This window comes from Kosakonia sp. WA-90 (genome assembly GCF_039871955.1).
GTDB lineage: Bacteria > Pseudomonadota > Gammaproteobacteria > Enterobacterales > Enterobacteriaceae > Kosakonia > Kosakonia oryzendophytica.
Window position 1 is genome coordinate 23,539 of the sequence record NZ_JBDPLJ010000009.1, and the last position, 20,368, is coordinate 43,906.

General features: G+C 54.5%; 21 protein-coding genes. 7 read left to right on the forward strand and 14 right to left on the reverse strand.

From position 1 onward, the window contains the following. Positions 1–51 precede the first annotated feature (51 nt). On the reverse strand, positions 52–2,313 hold the full coding sequence (gene metE, locus ABGA49_RS14960) for a 5-methyltetrahydropteroyltriglutamate--homocysteine S-methyltransferase (RefSeq protein ID WP_347665754.1): 2,262 nt from the start codon (positions 2,311–2,313) through the stop codon (positions 52–54). Positions 2,314–2,546: 233 nt separating this feature from the next. Between metE and metR the strand changes: the two genes are divergently transcribed. Then, positions 2,547–3,500, forward strand: coding sequence for an HTH-type transcriptional regulator MetR (gene metR / locus ABGA49_RS14965; RefSeq protein WP_071890644.1), 954 nt, complete (start codon positions 2,547–2,549; stop codon positions 3,498–3,500). Here the strand turns inward: metR and ABGA49_RS14970 are convergent. From ABGA49_RS14970 to pldB, 3 genes are all read right to left on the reverse strand, one after another. Next, on the reverse strand, positions 3,388–4,287 hold the full coding sequence (locus ABGA49_RS14970) for a carboxylate/amino acid/amine transporter (RefSeq protein WP_061499111.1): 900 nt from the start codon (positions 4,285–4,287) through the stop codon (positions 3,388–3,390). The two genes, metR and ABGA49_RS14970, sit on opposite strands and share 113 nt — an antisense overlap. Positions 4,288–4,395: 108 nt before the next feature. Beyond that, a complete protein-coding gene (gene yigL / locus ABGA49_RS14975; protein ID WP_061499114.1) occupies positions 4,396–5,196 on the reverse strand; it encodes a sugar/pyridoxal phosphate phosphatase YigL in 801 nt (266 codons plus the stop codon). A gap of 25 nt (positions 5,197–5,221) precedes the next feature. After that, the gene (gene pldB / locus ABGA49_RS14980; protein ID WP_061499118.1) at positions 5,222–6,214 is read right to left on the reverse strand and encodes a lysophospholipase L2; all 993 of its coding nucleotides are present in this window, start codon (positions 6,212–6,214) and stop codon (positions 5,222–5,224) included. A gap of 109 nt (positions 6,215–6,323) precedes the next feature. On the opposite strand from pldB, the gene rhtB reads away from it, so the two are divergent. Further along, complete coding sequence (gene rhtB / locus ABGA49_RS14985) at positions 6,324–6,944, forward strand: homoserine/homoserine lactone efflux protein (protein ID WP_061499120.1); 621 nt, start codon at positions 6,324–6,326, stop codon at positions 6,942–6,944. A 42-nt stretch (positions 6,945–6,986) separates the two neighbouring features. Here the strand turns inward: rhtB and rhtC are convergent, their stop codons facing one another. The 3 genes from rhtC to pldA form a co-directional block, all read right to left on the reverse strand. After that, complete coding sequence (rhtC, locus tag ABGA49_RS14990) at positions 6,987–7,607, reverse strand: threonine export protein RhtC (RefSeq protein ID WP_088237727.1); 621 nt, start codon at positions 7,605–7,607, stop codon at positions 6,987–6,989. A gap of 61 nt (positions 7,608–7,668) precedes the next feature. Continuing rightward, positions 7,669–9,495, reverse strand: coding sequence for an ATP-dependent DNA helicase RecQ (gene recQ / locus ABGA49_RS14995; protein ID WP_347665755.1), 1,827 nt, complete (start codon positions 9,493–9,495; stop codon positions 7,669–7,671). A 68-nt stretch (positions 9,496–9,563) separates the two neighbouring features. Next, entirely contained in the window at positions 9,564–10,433 is an 870-nt protein-coding gene (gene pldA / locus ABGA49_RS15000; RefSeq protein ID WP_088237725.1) for a phospholipase A, read from the reverse strand. Between the two features lie 160 nt (positions 10,434–10,593). Between pldA and yigI the strand changes: the two genes are divergently transcribed. The 4 genes from yigI (at position 10,594) to ABGA49_RS15020 (ending at position 12,965) form a co-directional block, all read left to right on the forward strand. After that, the gene (gene yigI, locus ABGA49_RS15005; protein WP_061499135.1) at positions 10,594–11,061 is read left to right on the forward strand and encodes an acyl-CoA thioesterase YigI; all 468 of its coding nucleotides are present in this window, start codon (positions 10,594–10,596) and stop codon (positions 11,059–11,061) included. 51 nt (positions 11,062–11,112) lie between these two features. Continuing rightward, complete coding sequence (gene rarD, locus ABGA49_RS15010) at positions 11,113–12,009, forward strand: EamA family transporter RarD (RefSeq protein WP_061499139.1); 897 nt, start codon at positions 11,113–11,115, stop codon at positions 12,007–12,009. A gap of 143 nt (positions 12,010–12,152) precedes the next feature. Then, a complete protein-coding gene (locus tag ABGA49_RS15015; protein WP_061499142.1) occupies positions 12,153–12,563 on the forward strand; it encodes a hypothetical protein in 411 nt (136 codons plus the stop codon). Between the two features lie 9 nt (positions 12,564–12,572). Further along, a complete protein-coding gene (locus tag ABGA49_RS15020; protein WP_061499145.1) occupies positions 12,573–12,965 on the forward strand; it encodes a DUF2628 domain-containing protein in 393 nt (130 codons plus the stop codon). Positions 12,966–13,004: 39 nt separating this feature from the next. Here the strand turns inward: ABGA49_RS15020 and corA are convergent, their stop codons facing one another. The 7 genes from corA to ABGA49_RS15055 form a co-directional block, all read right to left on the reverse strand. Then, complete coding sequence (gene corA, locus ABGA49_RS15025) at positions 13,005–13,955, reverse strand: magnesium/cobalt transporter CorA (RefSeq protein ID WP_039055048.1); 951 nt, start codon at positions 13,953–13,955, stop codon at positions 13,005–13,007. A 356-nt stretch (positions 13,956–14,311) separates the two neighbouring features. Next, a complete protein-coding gene (gene uvrD, locus ABGA49_RS15030; protein WP_134319223.1) occupies positions 14,312–16,474 on the reverse strand; it encodes a DNA helicase II in 2,163 nt (720 codons plus the stop codon). Positions 16,475–16,522: 48 nt separating this feature from the next. Next, positions 16,523–17,239 (reverse strand): 5-amino-6-(5-phospho-D-ribitylamino)uracil phosphatase YigB, encoded by a 717-nt coding sequence (gene yigB / locus ABGA49_RS15035; protein ID WP_347665756.1) that lies wholly within the window; start codon positions 17,237–17,239, stop codon positions 16,523–16,525. After that, on the reverse strand, positions 17,239–18,141 hold the full coding sequence (gene xerC, locus ABGA49_RS15040; RefSeq protein ID WP_061499152.1) for a tyrosine recombinase XerC: 903 nt from the start codon (positions 18,139–18,141) through the stop codon (positions 17,239–17,241). Before xerC ends, yigB begins: the two co-directional genes overlap by 1 nt. Next, complete coding sequence (locus ABGA49_RS15045; protein ID WP_088237718.1) at positions 18,138–18,845, reverse strand: DUF484 domain-containing protein; 708 nt, start codon at positions 18,843–18,845, stop codon at positions 18,138–18,140. The genes xerC and ABGA49_RS15045 overlap by 4 nt, the downstream gene beginning before the upstream one ends. Continuing rightward, a complete protein-coding gene (dapF, locus tag ABGA49_RS15050) occupies positions 18,842–19,666 on the reverse strand; it encodes a diaminopimelate epimerase (protein ID WP_088237717.1) in 825 nt (274 codons plus the stop codon). The genes ABGA49_RS15045 and dapF overlap by 4 nt, the downstream gene beginning before the upstream one ends. A gap of 36 nt (positions 19,667–19,702) precedes the next feature. Continuing rightward, the gene (locus tag ABGA49_RS15055) at positions 19,703–19,906 is read right to left on the reverse strand and encodes a lipoprotein (RefSeq protein WP_061499162.1); all 204 of its coding nucleotides are present in this window, start codon (positions 19,904–19,906) and stop codon (positions 19,703–19,705) included. A gap of 137 nt (positions 19,907–20,043) precedes the next feature. Here ABGA49_RS15055 and cyaY point away from each other — a divergent pair, with 137 nt between their 5' ends. Further along, on the forward strand, positions 20,044–20,364 hold the full coding sequence (gene cyaY / locus ABGA49_RS15060; RefSeq protein WP_017459730.1) for an iron donor protein CyaY: 321 nt from the start codon (positions 20,044–20,046) through the stop codon (positions 20,362–20,364). The last annotated feature ends 4 nt before the right edge of the window (positions 20,365–20,368 follow it).

Below are 20,368 nucleotides of genomic sequence, written 5' to 3' on the forward strand. Positions count from 1 at the left end.
CACGACGGAAATAACGCGTCGCCGGTTTTACAACAGGCGACGCGGGAAGGCTTAGGCCTGGCGCAGGTTCTGCGCCGCTTTCACCATGTTTGCCAGCGCACTGCGCGTTTCCGGCCAGCCACGGGTTTTCAGACCGCAATCCGGGTTCACCCACAGACGCTCCGCCGGAATGCGCTGCGCCGCTTTCTGCAACAGCGCTTCAATCCACTCTACACTTGGCACATTTGGCGAGTGAATGTCATACACGCCCGGTCCGATTTCGTTCGGGTATTCGAACTCTTCGAACGACTCCAGCAACTCCATATCAGAACGCGAGGTTTCAATGGTGATTACATCCGCATCCAGCGCCGCGATAGAATCCATGATGTCATTAAACTCGCAGTAACACATGTGGGTGTGGATCTGCGTGTCATCTTTCGCCACTGCGGCGTTGATACGAAACGCTTCTACGCCCCATGCCAGATACGCATCCCAGTCGCTGCGGCGCAACGGCAAACCTTCACGCAGTGCCGGTTCGTCGATTTGAATGATGCCGATGCCCGCCGCTTCCAGATCCGCCACTTCATCACGTAACGCCAGGGCAATCTGTTTGGCGATGGTTTCGCGGCTCACATCTTCACGCGGGAACGACCAGCAGAGGATGGTAACCGGACCGGTCAGCATGCCTTTTACCGGTTTGTCAGTCAGTGACTGCGCATACTTCGCCCACTCCACCGTGATCGCTTCCGGGCGGCTCACATCGCCGATCACGACAGGGGGTTTGACGCAGCGGGAGCCGTAGCTCTGTACCCAGCCGTTTTGTGTGAAGACAAAACCGTCCAGATGCTCGCCAAAGTACTCCACCATGTCATTACGCTCGGCTTCACCGTGTACCAGTACATCCAGACCAAGACGCTCCTGTTCCACAATGGCCTGTTTGATATGTTCGGCAATGCCGGTGCGGTAGTTGCCCGCATCCAAACGTCCCTGTTTGAAATCCAGACGCAGACCGCGGATCTCGGTCGTCTGCGGGAATGACCCGATAGTCGTGGTCGGCCATGCGGGCAGGTTAAAGCGCTGGCGCTGCGCCTGCGCACGCCTGGCGTACGGGTTGCCGCGCTGGCTGTCCTGCGCGGTGATCGCCGCCAGACGCCTGGCCACCGCCGGGTTATGCACACGGGTGGAGTGGCGACGCGCCTGGATCGGGGCGCTCCATTCATCCAATTGTTCTGTGTTGCCGCTGTTCAGCGCATCACGCAGCAGCGCCAGCTCCTGGCATTTTTGCAGCGCAAAGGCAAACCAGCTCTTCACTTCCGCATCAAGTCGCGTCTCTACGCTCAGATCGATCGGGCTGTGCAGCAACGAGCAAGAGGACGCTACCCACAGCGCACGCTGGCCGACAATGTCTTTAATTTGCGCGTATTTTTCCGTCAGATCGGCGCGCCAGACGTTACGACCATTCACCAAACCGGCGGAGAGCAACCAGTCGGTCGGCAAACGTGTGTGCAGTTCAGCAACATTGTCGTTGCCGTGCACCAGATCGACATGCAGCCCCTGCACCGGCAGCGCGGTGATGACGTCAAGGTTCGGGGTCACGCCTTCAAAGTAGGTAGTCAGCAGCAATTTCACCTGACCTGCCAGCACGTCGTAAGCCGGTTTGAAGGCGTCCAGCCACGCCTGTGGCAACTCCAGCACCAGTGCGGGCTCATCAATCTGTACCCACTCAATACCGCGTTTCGCCAGTTCCGCGAGTACCTGTTTGTAAACCGGCAGAATGTCTGCCAGCAGGCTCAGACGGTCAAACTGTTCACCTTTGACTTTGCCCAGCCACAGATACGTGACCGGCCCCAGTAGTACAGGTTTGATCTTGTGGCCCAGCGCCAGCGCTTCATCGACTTCATCCAGTAACTGAGTCCAGGTCAGTTTAAACTGCTGGCCTTTACTGAATTCCGGCACCATGTAGTGGTAGTTGGTGTTAAACCATTTGGTCATTTCGGCGGCCGCAGCTGGCTCGCCAGTGGGTGCGCGACCGCGGCCAATGCGGAACAGGGTGTCGATATCAACAGAGCCGTCGTTGTTCTGATGACGAGCCGGCACGTTGCCTAACAGCAGGCTGGTGGTCAGAACATGGTCGTACCAGGCAAAGTCGCCTACCGGCAGCAGATCGATGCCTGTGGCTTTTTGCTGCTCCCAGTGACGGGCGCGCAGTTCGCGACCTACCGCCAGCAGTTCTTCACGGGTGGCGTTACCCGCCCAGTAGCTTTCTTGCGCTTTTTTCAACTCGCGACGCAGGCCAACGCGAGGGAAACCGAGGGTGTGATTAAGAATTGTCATTTTTAGCCTCTTCAATAGGTTAATCCAAAGGATTTCGGATTAAGGGAAGGCGGCAAACTCAGGGAGCCCCAGGAGCTTACTCAAGTAAGTGACTGGGGGACGTGAGTGAAGCCAACGCACCATTAATTCGAAAGACGAAGGATTTTGGACGTCCAGATGTTTACACATCTATAATTCGCAAGTACTGTATATTCCTCAAGCGCAAATTGTTCATGCCGGAGTGAAGGACTTTCATGATCGAGATTAAACACCTGAAAACGCTACAGGCGTTACGGAACAGCGGGTCGCTTGCGGCGGCGGCGGCGACGCTGCACCAGACGCAATCCGCCCTTTCCCACCAGTTCAGCGATCTGGAACAACGCCTTGGCTTCCGGCTCTTTGTCCGTAAAAGCCAGCCATTACGCTTTACGCCGCAGGGCGAGATCCTGCTGCAACTGGCCAATCAGGTGCTGCCGCAAATCAGTCGCGCGCTGCAATCCTGCAATGAACCGCAGCAAACCACGCTGCGTATCGCGATTGAATGCCATAGCTGTATCCAGTGGCTTACGCCAGCGCTTGAGAACTTCCGCCAGCACTGGCCGCAGGTTGAGATGGATTTCAAATCCGGTGTGACGTTTGATCCGCAGCCTGCGCTGCAACAGGGCGAATTGGATCTGGTGATGACGTCAGACATCCTGCCGCGCAGCGGTCTACACTATTCGCCGATGTTTGATTTTGAGGTGCGATTGGTAGTGGCACCGGATCATCCACTGGCGGCGAAAGCGCGCATCACGCCGGATGATATCGCTGGCGAAACGCTGTTGATCTACCCGGTGCAGCGCAGCCGCCTTGATATCTGGCGTCATTTTCTGCAACCGGCTGGCATCAGTCCGTCGCTCAAAAGCGTGGATAACACATTACTGCTGATTCAGATGGTGGCCGCCCGCATGGGGATAGCAGCGTTGCCGCACTGGGTCGTGGAGAGTTTTGAACGCCAGGGTCTGGTGGTGACCAAAACCCTGGGTGAAGGATTGTGGAGCCGGTTGTACGCTGCCGTACGCGATGGCGAGCAGCGTCAGCCGATTACGGAAGCATTTATTCGCTCAGCGCGGAACCACGCTTGCGATCATCTGCCGTTTGTGCGGAGCGCGGAGCGACCCAACGCCGATGCACCCACAGCGAGGCCATTATCACCGCACCACCCATAATAAAACTCGGCCAGTGCGGTTGTTCCTGCCAGATAGCCAGATTCACTAATAACCCGGCGGGAACGTGCACATTGTTCATAATGCCGAGCGTACCGGCGTCTACCTGGGTGGCGCCGTAGTTCCACATAAAGTAACCCAGCCCGGACGCCACAACGCCCAGCCAGACCAGTACGCTCCACTGCAACGTCGTCGTCGGTAATTTCTGCGGGTTGCCCAGCACAAACCACGCGATAATCGCCACCACAAACGCACCGAGATAGAACCAGGCAAAGGCGTTATGCTGCGGCATCGGGCGTGTCTCCATCAGGCGTTTATAACCTACCATGCCGATGGCGAAGCTGATGTTCGCCAGTTGCACCAGAATCAGTCCCACCCAGAAGTGATCGCTCACTTTGTCGTAGCGGATGATCGCCGCACCAATCACCGCCAGCCCGGCGCTCAGTGCGTAGCTCCAGCGCAGCCCGCGCTTGCTCAACAGATCGTAAATCAGGGTGATATACAGCGGCGTAAAGACCGTAAACAGCAGGAATTCAGACACGGTCAGATAGAGATACGCCTGGAAGCTGAACAGATACATAATGCCCAGTTGCAACGCCCCCACCAGCATATACAGCCCGAGGGTTTTCAGGCTGTGCCCACGCGCGCGCAGGAACGGTAAAAATACCAGTGCCGCCAGTCCCACACGCATCAGCACGGAGAAGTAGCTGTCGACATGGCCGGCCAGGTATTCGCCAATCAGGCTAAAGGAAAAGGCCCACAGGATCGTGGTGATAATCAGTAACGCCACAATGAATATCTCGCAGAAGAGTGAACACACATTGTAGCGAACTCAGTTGTGCAAAGTTTGAGTTTTTAGTTGACGTGTGGTTAATAAGCAACCACACGTCAATATTAATCAATCAAGGAACAACTTGCGCAGATAATTCGGGACGGCGTTGTCGGCATTGGTGCCGATCACTTCAAGCTCCGGATGCAACTCTTTCAGGCGCTGATGAGCATTGCCCATAATGCAGCCTTTGCCCGCCATGGACAGCATCTCGGCATCGTTCATGCCGTCGCCAAACGCGATGCACTCTTTCAGGCTGTAACCCAGCGCACCAGCCACCGCTTCCAGGGCATGCCCCTTCGAAACGCCGCCCGCCATCACTTCCAGACAGGTCAGGGTAGAGAAACTGACGTTCACGCGATCGCCCCAGCGTGCGTTAATCGCCTGCTCCAGCGGCAGCAATTTTTCATGGCTTTCGCAGGTGAAAAAGACTTTGCTGATACCGTCTGTCTCCAGCATTCCGGGTTCATACAGGGAGTACTGGAACACCGCCTCTTTGAAAAAGCGCATCTCGTCAGGGCGGTGACGGTTCATAAACCACTCATCATCGCGATAGACGTTAGTCACAATATCCGGTTCGTTATGCACCACACCAAACAGATCGGCGGCAATATCGCGATCCAGATTGTGGGTAAAGACCAGATGGCCGTCGGTATCGTGCACGCGCGCGCCGTTAGAGGTAATCATATAGGCTTTGATGCCCAGATTATCGCGGATTTGCCCGACATCCACATGATGGCGGCCGGTAGCAAAAACAAAATTGACGCCACGCGCGGTCAGCAGTTTTAACGTTTCTTTGGCGAAAGGCGACAGTGTGTGGTCGGGGGAGAGCAAGGTACCATCTAAATCAGACGCAACAACCTGGTACATAAGAAAATTTAACCTCAATAAGTCATCAGTTATGCCGGTCGAAAAATTCGACGATGGCGTTGAGCGCGACCGAGCGCATAGCGTCCTTTTCAAAAAGGATCTCATGGTACGCGCCTTGAATGACAAGCGGTTTGCCTCCTTCACAGGGGTGGCCTGCCGCGGCGCGAATGTCGCAGAAGCGTTGCAACATGCGGTTATCCACCACATGCTCCTCTTCTGCCTGAACGATCAGTGTTGGGGTGGTATCTTTTTCCGCACCCGCCAGCGCCTGTTCACCCGCCTGAATGCCTTCCCGCACCCAGTGCCAGGTCGGCCCGCCCACGCGGAGCTTCGGCTCATCGGCATAAAAACGCAGGTTACGCCGGTAGCGCTCACGACTGTGCGTCAGCACGTTAATGGCGAAGGGCAACGCGCGCCAGCTCCCGGTACCGATGGCATAGCCCTCGCGGATACTGCGGTAACTCTCCGCCCAGTCGAGCAAGGGGCGCACCATCCAGTCAGGAAGATGAATGATAATGCCGAACATGGGCGCACACAGCGCAATGGCGTCACACGCCTGTGGATAGCGCTGTAAAAAGAGTTCAGCAATCGCGCCGCCCATGGAGTGCGCCAGAATATAGCGTTTACGCCACGACCCGCTGGCGACTTCCTGATCCCAGAAGGCCGCCAAATCATCGACATAATCGCTAAAATTAACCACATGGCCACGGTGCGTATCCGCCAGCATTCGCCCGGAACGCCCCTGACCGCGATGATCGAGAATCAGCACATCAAAACCGAGGTGGAACAGGTCGTACGCCAGTTCCGCATACTTCACATAACTTTCTATACGGCCAGGGCAAACGACAATCAAACGATCGTTGCCCTGCGCGCGAAACCGGACAAAACGCACCGGCACATCATCCACACCGGTAAACTCCGCCTCTTCACGCGAGCGCCAGAAGTCCATCAGTGGCCCCATGGTAAAAGCCGCGAACGCTTTTTCTCTGGTTTCCCATGCTGTTTTTTGCCGAAACATTGGGATTTCGCCCCTGTTAGCCATGTAAAATCGTTTTTTTGTGACCAATAGCAAATTCCGCTGACAATAGCGTATTGTGGCATAAAAACAGACATCCAGGGAGTTTCTCATGACCTTCGAATGGTGGTTTGCCTACCTGCTGACATCTTTAATCCTGAGCCTGTCCCCCGGTTCTGGCGCAATCAATACCATGACCACCTCCATCAACCATGGCTATCGCGGCGCGGCAGCATCCATTGCCGGGTTGCAAACCGGTTTAGGCATTCATATTGTGCTGGTTGGCGTGGGGCTGGGAACACTGTTCTCCCGTTCAGTGCTGGCGTTCGAGGTGTTGAAATGGGCGGGCGCAGCGTACCTGATTTGGCTGGGGATCCAGCAATGGCGTGCCGCAGGCGCTATCGACCTCAATACGCTGGCGCAAACCCAGTCGCGCGGGCGTCTGTTTAAGCGGGCGGTGTTTGTGAACCTGACCAACCCGAAAAGCATCGTATTTCTTGCCGCGCTGTTCCCACAGTTTATTGTGCCAAACCAGCCACAGGTGATGCAGTATGTGGTACTCGGCGTCACAACCATTGTGGTGGATATTATCGTGATGATTGGTTATGCCACGCTGGCGCAGCGCATTGCGGTATGGATCAAAGGTCCGCATCAAATGAAAGCGCTGAACAAGGTATTTGGTTCGCTGTTTATGCTGGTCGGCGCGCTGCTGGCCTCCGCAAGGCACGCCTGAACATCATGCCCGGTGGCGCAACGCTAACCGGGCAAAACGGGCTTAACGAGAGATGATCAGATGAATGCCGAAACCGGCGAACAGCGCACCGGCGAAACCGTCGATCCACTTCGCCAGACGCTGATAACCACGACGGATCTTCGGTAAGGCGAACAGACTGGCCACCACAGTAAACCAGGCGAATGTTTCCAGCGCAATCAGCACAAAGATGCCCCAACGCGCGCCCGCGCCTACGCTGTCACCGACAAACAGCGAAAACACCGAACCAAAATAGATGATCGCTTTCGGGTTAGCGAGGTTAGTGAGTAAGCCTTTCATAAAGCTGCGACCGCTGGCCGCCAGCTCAACCTGCGGCGCATCGCCGCTTTTCTGTTCTTTTTTCAGCGCCCCACGCAGCATCTGATAACCCATCCAGCACAGGTACAAGCCGCCGCCCACCATAATGATGTTATGCAGCCAGGCCATTTTTTCGAGGATCAGGTTCAGCCCGAGCAGCGCCACGCCAGCCCAGACCATGACACCGGTGGTAATACCGAGTACGCCCATCATCGCTTCTTTACGCGAGCGGCTCACGGCAGTTTGAGAGACGAAGAAGAAATCCGGACCGGGGCTCATCAGTGCAACAATGTGCACAAGCGCAACGGTGAGAAATAGCATCAACATAGATAACTCGCGGGGAAAGAGTTCAGTGAGTCATTATCCTCGCACTTTTCCTGCGGGCTGACTACTCCTCTTCACCGTCGACATGGGCACGGATTAGCGCCATAAATTCCTGCCCGAAACGTTCGAGCTTACGCGTTCCCACGCCGTTCACGCTGAGCATTTCCCCGGGCGAGAGCGGCATCTGCTCAGCCATTTCAATCAGCGTAGCATCGTTAAATACGACATACGGTGGAATATTCTCTTCGTCGGCAATGGCCTTACGCAGTTTACGTAATTTGGCAAACAGCTTGCGATCATAGTTACCCACGGCCGCTTTTTGCATGACTTTTGACTTCAGCGCCGCCATACGCGGCACGGCCAGCATCAGCGGTACATCCGCGCGCAATATCGGTCGCGCGGCCTCGGTGAGTTGCAGCGCGGAGTGCTGGGCGATGTTCTGCGTGGCGAAGCCTAAATGGATCAACTGGCGGATCACGCTGACCCAATGCTCATGGCTATGATCGCGCCCGATCCCGTAAACCGGTAATTTGTCGTGCCCCATTTCGCGGATCCGCTGATTATTGGCGCCGCGCAGCACTTCCACCACGTACCCCATCCCAAAGCGCTGGTTCACGCGATAAATCGCCGACAGCGCTTTTTGCGCGTCCTGCAAACCGTCGTACTGCCGTGGTGGGTCGAGACAAATATCACAGTTGCCGCACGGCTCCTGTCGCCCTTCGCCAAAGTAATTCAGCAACACCAAACGGCGGCAGGTTTGCGCTTCAGCAAACGCGCCCATCGCATTAAGTTTATGCCGTTCAATATCCTGTAACGGCCCGGCGGGTTTCTCCTCCAGGCAGCGACGCAGCCATGCCATATCCGCCGGATCGTAAAACAGCATCGCTTCCGCTGGCAGGCCGTCTCGCCCGGCGCGGCCTGTTTCCTGATAATAGGATTCGATATTTCGCGGAATGTCGAAATGCACCACAAAACGGACGTTGGGTTTATTGATGCCCATCCCGAACGCCACCGTCGCCACAACGATTTGCAGATCGTCGCGCTGGAACTGCTCCTGCACGCGTGCACGCACATCGTTCTCCAGACCCGCATGGTAGGCTGCGGCGCTAAAACCGCGGCTTTGCAGACGCGCGGCGGTGTCTTCCACTTTCGCGCGACTGTTGCAGTAAATAATGCCGGATTTGCCGCGTTGCTCCTGCACATAGCGCAGGAGTTGATCAAGCGGCTTGAATTTTTCCATCAGCATGTAGCGGATGTTAGGACGATCGAAGCTGCTAACCTGAATAAGCGGGTCGTTAAGCCCCAGAAGGTTAACAATATCGCGGCGGGTCGTGTCGTCTGCGGTGGCGGTCAGTGCCATAAACGGCACGGCGGGGAGCATCTGGCGCAACTGACCCAGCGCAGCGTATTCCGGGCGGAAATCGTGCCCCCATTGGGAAATACAGTGTGCTTCATCCACCGCCAGCAATACCGGGTTCCACTGGCGAAGCTGATCCAGGAAGTTGTCGAGCATCAGCCGTTCGGGGGCGATATACAACAACCGGATATGCCCGTTGCGACACCCTGCGAGTACCTCAAGCTGCTGCTCGCGGCTTTGCGTTGAATTCAGGCACGCCGCCGCCACGCCATTGGCAAGCAGTTGATCGACCTGGTCTTTCATCAATGAGATCAGCGGCGATACCACCACCGTCAGACCATCCAATACCAGCGCCGGGATCTGATAGCACAGCGATTTCCCGCCGCCTGTCGGCATCACCACCAGGCAGTCGCGACCGCCAAGCACCGTATCGATGATGTCCTGTTGGCCCGGGCGGAACTGCTGGTAGCCAAAGGTTTCCTGCAAAACCTGTTTAGCCAGCGATTCCTGATTCAATACTTCCGCCTGCGCCACAATGACCCCATCTGCCTGAAATAAAAACAGGCGCTATTTTCAGCGCCTGCGCCGGAAACTGCAATGCTTTAAAACAGATCGTTAAGCATCACGCCTACGCCAACACGGGTTTGATTAAAGTTATAGTCAATCAGCGATTCGCCGTAGCCGCTATACACTTGGGTATAAAGGCGCACGTGTTTGGTGACGGGATAGCTTAAACCAATTTCTGCGCCGCCATAGCCGGTGTTCCAGTTATATTGGCCTTTTGCACTGAGGATCGCATCACCCAATTGGTAGCCGATTTTCAGCTGGTAGTAGCCCATATATTTGGTGATGTCCGGGTTATCATCCGTTGAACCCACCACATACCACGGCTTCACTTCGACCAGCCAGTTGCCCTGTTGCGCCATCAGACGCGTATAAAGGCGGTTCCAGCTACGGGACGTTGGGTCAGAGCGGCCATTCGAGTCATGGTTAAAACCGAACTCCACGTCACGCAGTGTCCAACCAGCCAGTTCGTAATCGGTCGCAAACCCCAGGAACAACTGCGGCTCATAGTTTGTCTCGCGAAACGGCGAAGACTCAGAGCTGTTCGAAAGCTGCCACCAGGATTTTTGCGTATAGGAGCCGCCGAACACGGAGTTTGGCCCAAGGATCCCGCGCCATAACGGGAATGCGAGGCTCAGCTGAAATTTGACCTCATCTTTGCGCGCATTATCTGACCAGTTATACGATCGGATCGCTTCTTTGTTCAGATCGCTGGTATCCGTGTAGATAACGTAGTTGGATTCATACGGATAGAGCGTGAAGGGATTATCATGCTCCTGCAATAAATTGGCGATGATGCTGCCGCGCACGGCGGGCGCATCATGAACTTCTTTTACCGTTGCTTCCTGTGCGTATACCGTAAATGGCAGCGCAAGCACTGCGAAAAGCCAACCCAGAGAGGTCCGCATTGGTGTGGTGCTCCCAAAACATATTGTTGACGTGAATTTCTTCCCAGAAAGTATTCTACATATTTATTGAGTAACTGCTCATGTATCGGTTCTGAAAGTGGAAATCAACAAACGATAAGCATATTATCAACATTTTCTTAACTCATCGGATCAGATAATTATGTCAGGTGTTCTCACAGCGGAAGAAGTTCTGAAAACGGTAGGTGAGATTTTTGTTTACCACATGCCTTTTAACCGCGCGTTAGGGCTGGAGCTGGAGCGTTATGAAAAAGAGTACGCACAGCTGAGTTTCACCAATCAGCCTATGATGGTGGGTAACTGGGCACAGAGCATTTTACATGGCGGCGTTATCGCTTCGGCGCTGGATGTCGCTGCCGGTCTGGTGTGCGTCGGCAGCACGTTGACGCGTCATGAAACCATCAGCGAAGAGGAGCTGCGCCAGCGTTTATCGCGAATGGGCACCATTGATTTGCGCGTCGATTACCTGCGCCCGGGGCGCGGTAACCGCTTCACCGCCAGCAGTAGTTTGCTGCGCGCAGGCAACAAAGTGGCGGTTGCTCGCGTGGAGCTGCATAACGAAGAGCAGCTCTATATCGCCAGCGCTACCGCCACTTATATGGTGGGGTGAGACGGTAAAATCGGGTAACATTAGGGTTCATTTCAGCCAAGAGTTTTCCTGATGGATGCAAAACAGACGCGGCTGGGCGTGTTACTCGCCCTGGCCGCCTATTTTATTTGGGGTGTCGCCCCGGCCTATTTCAAAGTGATTTGGTACGTCCCGGCCGACGAAATCCTGACGCACCGCGTTATCTGGTCTTTCTTCTTTATGCTGGCGTTAATCAGCGTTAGCCGACAGTGGAACAGTGTTAAAGCTCTGCTGCATACCCCGAAAAAGATCCTGTTGCTGGCGCTTTCCGCCGTGCTGATCGGCGGTAACTGGCTGCTGTTTATTTGGGCGGTGAACCACAACCATATGCTGGAAGCCAGCCTGGGTTACTTTATTAACCCGCTGGTGAATATCCTGCTGGGAATGCTGTTTTTGGGTGAGCGTTTTCGCCCTATGCAATGGTTAGCGGTGTTACTGGCCGGTATCGGTGTGCTGGTGCAACTGTGGACCTTCGGTTCGTTACCCATCATCGCGCTGGGTCTGGCGTTTAGCTTCGCGTTCTATGGCTTGCTGCGCAAAAAAATCGCCGTCGACGCGCAAACCGGCATGCTGGTAGAGACGCTGTGGCTACTGCCTGTGGCAGCAATATGGCTGTTCGGCATTACGGACAGCCCGACCAGTCACATGGGACAAAACAGCCTGTCGCTTAATCTGCTGCTGATCGCCGCAGGCGTCGTCACTACCGTACCGCTGCTCTGCTTTACCGGCGCGGCAACACGTCTGCGTTTGTCGACGCTCGGCTTTTTCCAGTATATCGGGCCGACGTTAATGTTCCTGCTGGCAGTATTGTTCTATGGCGAGCATCCGGGCACAGATAAAATGGTGACTTTTGGCTTTATCTGGGTTGCGCTGGCTATCTTTGTCATCGATGCCATTTATACCCAACGCGGTTTTCGCAAAAAGGTATAATCAATTAAACGGGCGGAATAGAGCCGCCCGTTATCTATAAATACGCAAAATATTCATAGTTAAGATTTATCTTAATCGCATGTAAATGACGAAATGCTATATTCCCGGCCTTTGTCATATGCGCCATTCAGGATGAATTGGAAATGATCCGCAGGATTTTTTTGCCTTCAGGCAAAACGTGCCTTATGCGTGGGCCGTATATCCTTATCTTTTTGCTTCTGCATATTATCTTTTTACTGGCGTTCTTCAGCCTGGTTGGCATACCCGTTGTGCCGCTACTCTGCATCCTGATTTATACCTGGGTGAAGATCAACATCAATGCGCAACGGTGTCGTGATAGCGGCGGAAAAGCCCGTTATATCGTTATTTCGTCCATCCTCGTTTATTTCGCTTCATTGGTTGTCGCCGGCCTCGGATACGTTGGCGATGACGACTGCATGCTGCTGGGCGTGAGAATTTACTTCGCCTACGACGGCCTGGTGTTCTTTTTCTTAATGTTGGCGCCTACCCAGATAAAAAAACAAACTAATTCAATAGACAGGATTTCTATTTAGGAGAGGAAAATGAGTACTATCAGCAATTATGATTATCAGAATGACGCATCGCTGAATGACAAGTGGAAGTTTCGCTTCGCATTCTTTGAAAAGCACGGTTATCCCGCATTCTGGGGGCTTTCCCCGGCGTGGAAAGAAGCCTTTAAAGGGATGACTTTCGGTCAGAAGAGAAAAGTGTCCATGAACTACTTCGCCTTTTTCTTTCCGTTTATTTATCTCTTTATTCTTGGCTTATGGAAAAAGGCACTGCTGGTCATCGTGCTTAACGTTGTGGTCTTCGTGCTCGCGGTTATTTCCGGTGTCGGCTTTCTGGGCTATCTGGTAAACGCCATTGTCGCTATGCGAACAAACATCTGGTATTACGATTATAAAACGAAGGGTATCCAGGACTGGAGCATCTGAATAAAAAAGGTTCAGCGCAGGCTGAACCTTTTTTGATCGTTAAAGCCAGTTACGGCGTTTAAAGTAGAGATACGGCGCAAGCCCGGCGAGGATCATAAAGATAATCGCCCCTGGGTAACCAAAGCTCCAGTGCAGTTCCGGCATAAATTCGAAGTTCATCCCGTAACTCGAGGCCACCAGCGTTGGCGGCAGGAATACGACGGAAACCACCGAGAAAATCTTAATGATGCGGTTCTGCTCAATATTGATGAACCCCATTGCCGCCTGCATCAGAAAGTTCACTTTCTGGAACAGCGATTCGTTGTGCGGCAGCAGGGATTCGATATCGCGCAGGATCTCGCGCGCTTGTTCCAGTTGACCCGCCGGCAAACGCGCTTTGCGCACCAGGAAGTTCAGCGCGCGCTGGGTATCCATCAAACAGAGGCGAACCTTCCAGCCAATATCTTCCTGCTCCGCCAGCGTTGAAAGCGCCTCGTCATACTCGTCGCCCTGCTGACCTTCCATAATCACCCGGCTCAGCTTTTCCAGATCGCTGTAAATATTTTCGATTTCATCCGCCAGCTGTTCGATTTTCGTTTCGAACAGATCCAGCAACAGTTCGTAAGCGTTGCCGTCCACCATTTCCTGGCTGCGGGCGCGCATACGATAGAGGCGAAATGCCGGCAGTTCCCGCTCACGCAGTGTGAACAGGCGACCTTCGCGAATGGTAAATGCTACCGTTGAGTTACCTGCATGATCTTCGGCATCTTCAAAAAAGAAGAAGGAGTGGATGTGCAGACCGTCTTCGTCTTCAAAAAAACGCGCCGACGCCTCGATGTCTTCCAGTTCAGGTCGGGTGGCCAGGTTCTGGCCCAATTCCGTTTGCACGCGGGTACGTTCTTCATCGTCCGGCTCGACTAAATCAACCCAAACAGAGCTGGCGAGGTGTTTGATTTCGTCAGCCTCAAGGCGGGTTAAACGATTGTTTTCCAGTTGAAATGCGCTCAGCATGGCCGGGACTCCCAATGCAAAAAATATCGGACAGTTCGGAGGGCACACAGAAACGACAGGGGTTTCAGACCATTAAACAGCCTGACTCAGCGCGACGGGGACAAAGCGGGTCGCTGACAACCTCTAAGGCTATCAGCATGAGGAGATAGCCTTAGGAGTTGTTCCTGAAGAACAGGAAATTGAGCCAGTATCTACTGGGTGTGTCCAAGGCGAATGTCCTCTTAGCGTGATCGTGCGCGCATGTTACGCCAGCAAAAATGCAGCGTCAACACGCAACGAAACGCGAAAGAGCAATATTTGCCCTTCAGCGTATAAGGCTAGCAGATTATTGCAAAATAATGATATTTTTCTGAAAGTTACACGGTTTCGAGCTTCGCATAAGCGGCGACCAGCCATTTAATGCCCTGCCCCTGGAAAGCCACCTGCAAACGGCTGTGCTCGCCGCTGCCTTCCATGTTCACCACCGTGCCTTCCCCAAACTTGGCGTGGCGCACGCGCTGGCCTAGTTTGTAACCCGTGTCGCTCTGCGCAACCGGCGTCCCCATACGCTGATGGCTGACCGGACGGCTGATGCTGGCGCGCAGACGCACCTCTTCCACACACTCTTCCGGCAGTTCACCAATAAAGCGCGACGGACGATGGTACACCTCTTTGCCGTACAGACGACGGGTTTCCGCGTAGGTTAAAGTCAGCTTTTGCATCGCCCGGGTCACACCCACGTAAGCAAGCCGACGTTCCTCCTCCAGACGCCCACCTTCATCCAGCGACATCTGGCTCGGGAACATACCCTCTTCCATCCCAACGATAAACACCTGTGGGAACTCCAGACCTTTTGCTGAATGCAGCGTCATCAATTGCACAGCATCCTGCCAGGTATCCGCCTGCCCTTCGCCCGCTTCCAGTGCAGCGTGGGAGAGAAAAGCCTGCAGCGGCATTAAATCTTCGTCTTCTTCGTTGTAGCTGAACTGACGTGTTGCCGTGACCAGTTCCTCTAAGTTCTCGATGCGCGTCTGGCCTTTCTCGCCTTTTTCCTGTTCGTACATCATGCGCAAACCGGAGTCTTTCACCACGCGGTCAGTTTGCACATGTAGTGGCAGATCCGCCGTCTCTTGTGCCAGTGCATCAATCAATTCGAGGAAACGTTGCAAGGCGCTGGCAGCACGCCCGGCCAGCGCTTTTTCCTGTAACAGCTCACGAGTTGCCTGCCACAGCGTCAACTGACGGTCACGGGAGGTCTGGCGCACCACATCCAGCGTGCGGTCGCCAATACCGCGTGTTGGGGTATTCACTACGCGCTCAAAAGCCGCATCGTCATTACGGTTGGCGATCAGGCGCAGATAGGAGAGCGCATCTTTGATCTCCTGGCGTTCGAAGAAGCGCATACCGCCATAAATGCGATATGGCATACTCGCCTGCAACAGCGCCTCTTCCAGAACACGCGATTGGGCGTTACTGCGATAGAGAATGGCGCATTTTTCCAGTGCCCCGCCGTTGTCCTGCCAGGTTTTGATACGGTTAACCACAAACCGGGCTTCATCCAGCTCGTTGAACGCGCAGTAGAGGGAAATCGGCTCGCCGTCGACGCCATCGGTCCACAGTTTTTTCCCCAGCCGCCCATTGTTATTTTCAATCAGGGCGTTAGCTGCACTGAGTATATTGCTGGTGGAACGGTAGTTTTGCTCCAGACGGATGGTTTCCGCACCGGGGAAATCTTTCAGGAAACGCTGGATGTTTTCCACCTGCGCGCCACGCCAGCCGTAAATGGACTGGTCATCATCACCGACGATCATCACCTTACCGGTATCACCCGCCAGCAGACGGATCCACGCATATTGAATGTTGTTGGTATCCTGGAATTCGTCCACCAGGATGTTGGTAAAGCGCTCGCGATAGTGCTGCAAAATGTGTGGCTTGTTCAGCCACAACTCGTGGGCGCGCAGTAACAGCTCGGCAAAATCCACCAGCCCGGCGCGATCGCAGGCTTCCTGGTAGGCCTGGTACACTTTCTGCCAGGTTTGCTCCACCGGATTGCCGAAACTTTGAATATGATGCGGGCGGATGCCTTCATCTTTCTGCCCGTTGATGTACCACATGGCCTGGCGCGGCGGCCACTGCTTCTCATCAAGGTTCATAGCCTTAATCAGACGCTTAAGCAACCTGAGCTGGTCTTCGCTATCGAGGATCTGAAAGTCCTGCGGCAGATTGGCGTCCATATGGTGCGCGCGCAACAGGCGGTGCGCCAGCCCGTGGAATGTGCCAACCCACATTCCACCCTGAGAGGTGCCCATCAGTTGACCGATACGGTGGCGCATTTCCGCCGCCGCTTTGTTGGTAAACGTGACCGCCATAATCGAATACGGCGAGCAATTTTCTACGGTCATCAACCAGGCGATACGGTGTACCAGCACACGCGTCTTACCGCTCCCTGCGCCCGCCAGCACCAGCATATTGCTGCGCGTCGCGGCTACGGCGTCGCGTTGTTTGTCATTGAGGCTGTCGAGCAGATAAGAAACGTCCATGGGCACCGTCGCGAAAATTACTGGAAATTTATACAGAGCTGTTGGTGATTATATCAGCGTAGTGAGGGATGCCAACCGTGAAATTTCCACGTGGGGTAACAAACGGCTATAAGGAGCCTGCAATAAATCGGTACCTTCCGGTTTGATCCAGCATGCCTGCATACCACAACGGATCGCACCCGCCACATCAGTTATCAGGTCATCACCCACATGTAAAATGTCGCCAGGCGCCACATTGAGACGTCTGGCGGCCAGGCGATGCATATCGCTGAACGGTTTGGAGCGCCCATCCGGTCCGGCGCGCAAAACAAACTCAAAGTACTCGCTTAACCCGAACAGCTCAGGCTGCGCATTCCCGTTGGTAATGGCCACCAGCGGCCACTTTTCGGCCAGCTTTGCCAGTGTGTCGTGGGTTTCCTGTGGCACATCAATGCGGCTGCGCCATTTCGCAAAGTTCACCATTGATGCCTCCGCGCCAAGAGCGGCTTCTTCTGGCGTCAGACCGGCGTTCAACATTGCACGTTCAACGGCACGTCGCCGCCACTCGGTCACATCGTGGTAAATGTCCGGCTCGGTTTCCCGTAACGACTGGCGTAAACGCTGAAACTCTTTATTTTCCAGGCTGTTCAGCGCCGGATGGTAATTCTGCACAAAAGCCAGCGCTTCCTGCTCCGTTCGTTGGATCACCAGGCGGTTGTCATAAAGGGTGTCATCCAGGTCGAAGGTGATCGCGGAGATCTGACCTAATGGGCGGTAAAAACGCATTATTTCCCCCGTTTGGCGCGCGGATGCGCAGCGTCGTACACCGATGCAAGGTGTTGAAAATCAAGATGGGTATAGATTTGTGTGGTGGATAAATTGGCGTGACCGAGCAACTCCTGCACACCGCGTAAGTCACCACTCGACTCCAGCATATGGGTCGCGAAGGAGTGACGCAATTTATGGGGGTGCACATGGCTGTTCAGGCCCTGTTTAATCCCCCATTCAGCAAACCGTTTTTGCACATTTCGCGCAGAGATACGTTTACCGAGCTTTGAGAGGAACAGCGCCTCGTCTTCCGCACCAAACAACCCGCGTAAATCAAGCCAGTGTTCGATCCAGATAACCGCATTGCGGCCAATGGGTAAACGGCGCTCTTTGCTACCTTTACCCAGCACCCACACTTCGCCGCTTTCCAGATCCAGATGCTTAATATCCAGATTCACCAGTTCAGAAAGACGCAGACCCGCGCCATACATCACTTCCAGCATCGCCCGGTCACGCACCGCCAGCGGATCGTTAAGATCGATATCCAGCAGCCGGTTCATATCATCCACGTCGATATTTTTCGGCAGATGTCGTGGCGCTTTCGGCGCAGAGATACCTTTCGCCGGATTGGCCGCCAGCTGGCCCTGGCTCACCATCCAGTCAAAGAAACTGCGCAACGCAGAGAGACGCAACGCCAGGCTGGCTGCGCCCAGCCCTTTGCGCCGGCTGCGCACCGCAATGGCGCGCACCATGGCAGCATCACATTGTTGCCAGCTTTTCAGACCGATCTCACCGGTCAAAGCGATAATGGCATCAAGCTGACGCTGATAATTAAGCAGAGTGATGGGACTGAGTTGGCGCTCAACGCCAAGATAGCGCAAAAATTTCGCCACGGCCGGAAAGAGCGGAGAATCTGTCATATGCGCTCGATCCAGCGCTCCAGGAGATCCGGCAGCATCTGCGCGATTTCCTGTAACAGCTGCGTACCTTGCCCTTGCTGGTAATGATGAACATCGCGGCTGCTAAACAGCACCACGCCGAGATCGCCGTCTGGTCCCATCAGCGATAACGCCACTGAACCAATCGCTTTCGCCTCCGGCAACAGCAGCAGTAACTCCGGCCCGTTTAAGGAGCCGAGATAATGGTGTTGATGACCCAGACGCTGGATGCGTAACGGTTCGAAAGCCTGGCGAGAAAGTGCAAGATGAGTAAAGCCAGAAGGCGCACCAAGCCGCCAGCGATCGGGAAACAGGCGGATCGTTGCCCCCGCCAACCCTAAATCACGCGCCCAACGGTGAAAGCGATTGAGCATCTCTTCCAGACTGTGAGCAGAGGCCAGCCGCCCCTGCAAGCGCAGGAGACGATAGAACAAACCTTCATTCGCACTGGCCTGTTCCATCAACAGCGTCATGTTCTCTTCCAGCACATTGATGTGATTGCGCGAGCGCGCCATGTGCCATTCTACCAGCGAAACGGTATCGCGTACGGCATGCGGCACGCGCATCTGTTCCACCAGTCGTGCATTGCGGATAAAGAAATCAGGATGACGCAGCAAATAATCAACAACGGCCTGATCTTCCAGTTCCGTCAGCGTTTCCTGTAATTCTTCCCCTGGTTGCTTCATAGATGAATAAACCCGTCATAGACATGTGCCGCCGGGCCAGTCATAAACAACGGTTGGCCCGGACCTTTCCATGCGATATCAAGTCGACCGCCTGGTAACTCCACGCGCACCTCTTCTGCCAGCAAATCCTGTGCAATGCCAACAGCCACGGCTGCACACGCACCGCTGCCACAGGCCTGCGTTTCACCGGCACCGCGTTCATAGACGCGCAAGCGGATGTGATCGCGTTTTACCACCTGCATAAAACCGATATTGGCGCGTTCCGGAAAGCGCTCATGGCTTTCCATCACCGGCCCTAACGTCTCTACCGGTGCGGTATCCACGTCATCCACTTGAATCACGCAGTGTGGGTTGCCCATCGATACGACGCCGCACAACACGGTTTGTTCCGCCGCACGCATAATATAGGTCTTTTCCGCTTTGTTAGCGCGAAACGGCACCTGGGATGGTTCAAAGTTGGGTTCGCCCATATTGACGCGCACCAGGTCGTCGTCCGTTACGCTCAATAACATACGTCCGTTTGCCGTACTGACGCGGATGTCACGTTTATTGGTCAAGCCTTTCAGGCGAACAAAACGCGCGAAACAGCGAGCGCCATTGCCGCACTGCGACACTTCGCTGCCATCAGCGTTAAAAATACGGTAGTGGAAATCAAGCTCAGGATCGTAGGGCGGTTCAACCACCAGCAATTGATCAAACCCCACGCCCAGATGGCGATCCGCCAGGCGACGGATCAGCTCAGGGGAGAAAAAGACATTCTGCGTCACCGCGTCGACGACCATAAAATCGTTGCCAAGGCCATGCATTTTTGAGAACTGCATCATCTACTCCATTTACGCGGATACAGAACGGTGACGTCAGTAATTCACCTGAGTCGGCGAGCCGTTATCACCGCGATCGTTACGATCCGGCGTGGTCGACTGGATGGTACTGGTCTGGTTTTTTGTCGGCGGTGGCGCGGTTTTATCTGCGGGCGGGAAATAGAGTGGCCCCTTCAGACCACAGCCCGTCAGGCTGAACAGTGTCAGCAATACGGCCAGCGTGCGAAATACATCTTTCATTATAGGTTGCCTGTAAGTTCGTTCTTTCTGCGTTCTATCATCGCAGGAGAAGACACAAAAGCAAGAGTTTGCGCGTTTAGGGCAACGGGAAATGTTTCGCGTTATACTGCTGCCATCATAAAAAACGGGAAAACAGAATGAACGACAGTGAATTTCATCGCCTCGCCGACGGCCTCTGGCTGACCATTGAAGAACGTCTTGACGATTGGGACGGCGATAGCGATATCGACTGTGAAATTAATGGCGGCGTGTTAACCATCAGCTTTGAAAACGGCAGCAAAATTATCATTAACCGTCAGGAGCCGCTGCATCAGGTCTGGCTGGCCACCAAACAGGGTGGCTACCATTTCGACCTGAAAGGCGACGAATGGGTCTGCGATCGCAGTGGCGAAACATTCTGGGATCTGCTTGAGCAGGCGGCAAGCCAGCAGGCGGGTGAGACGGTCAGTTTCCGCTAATCCA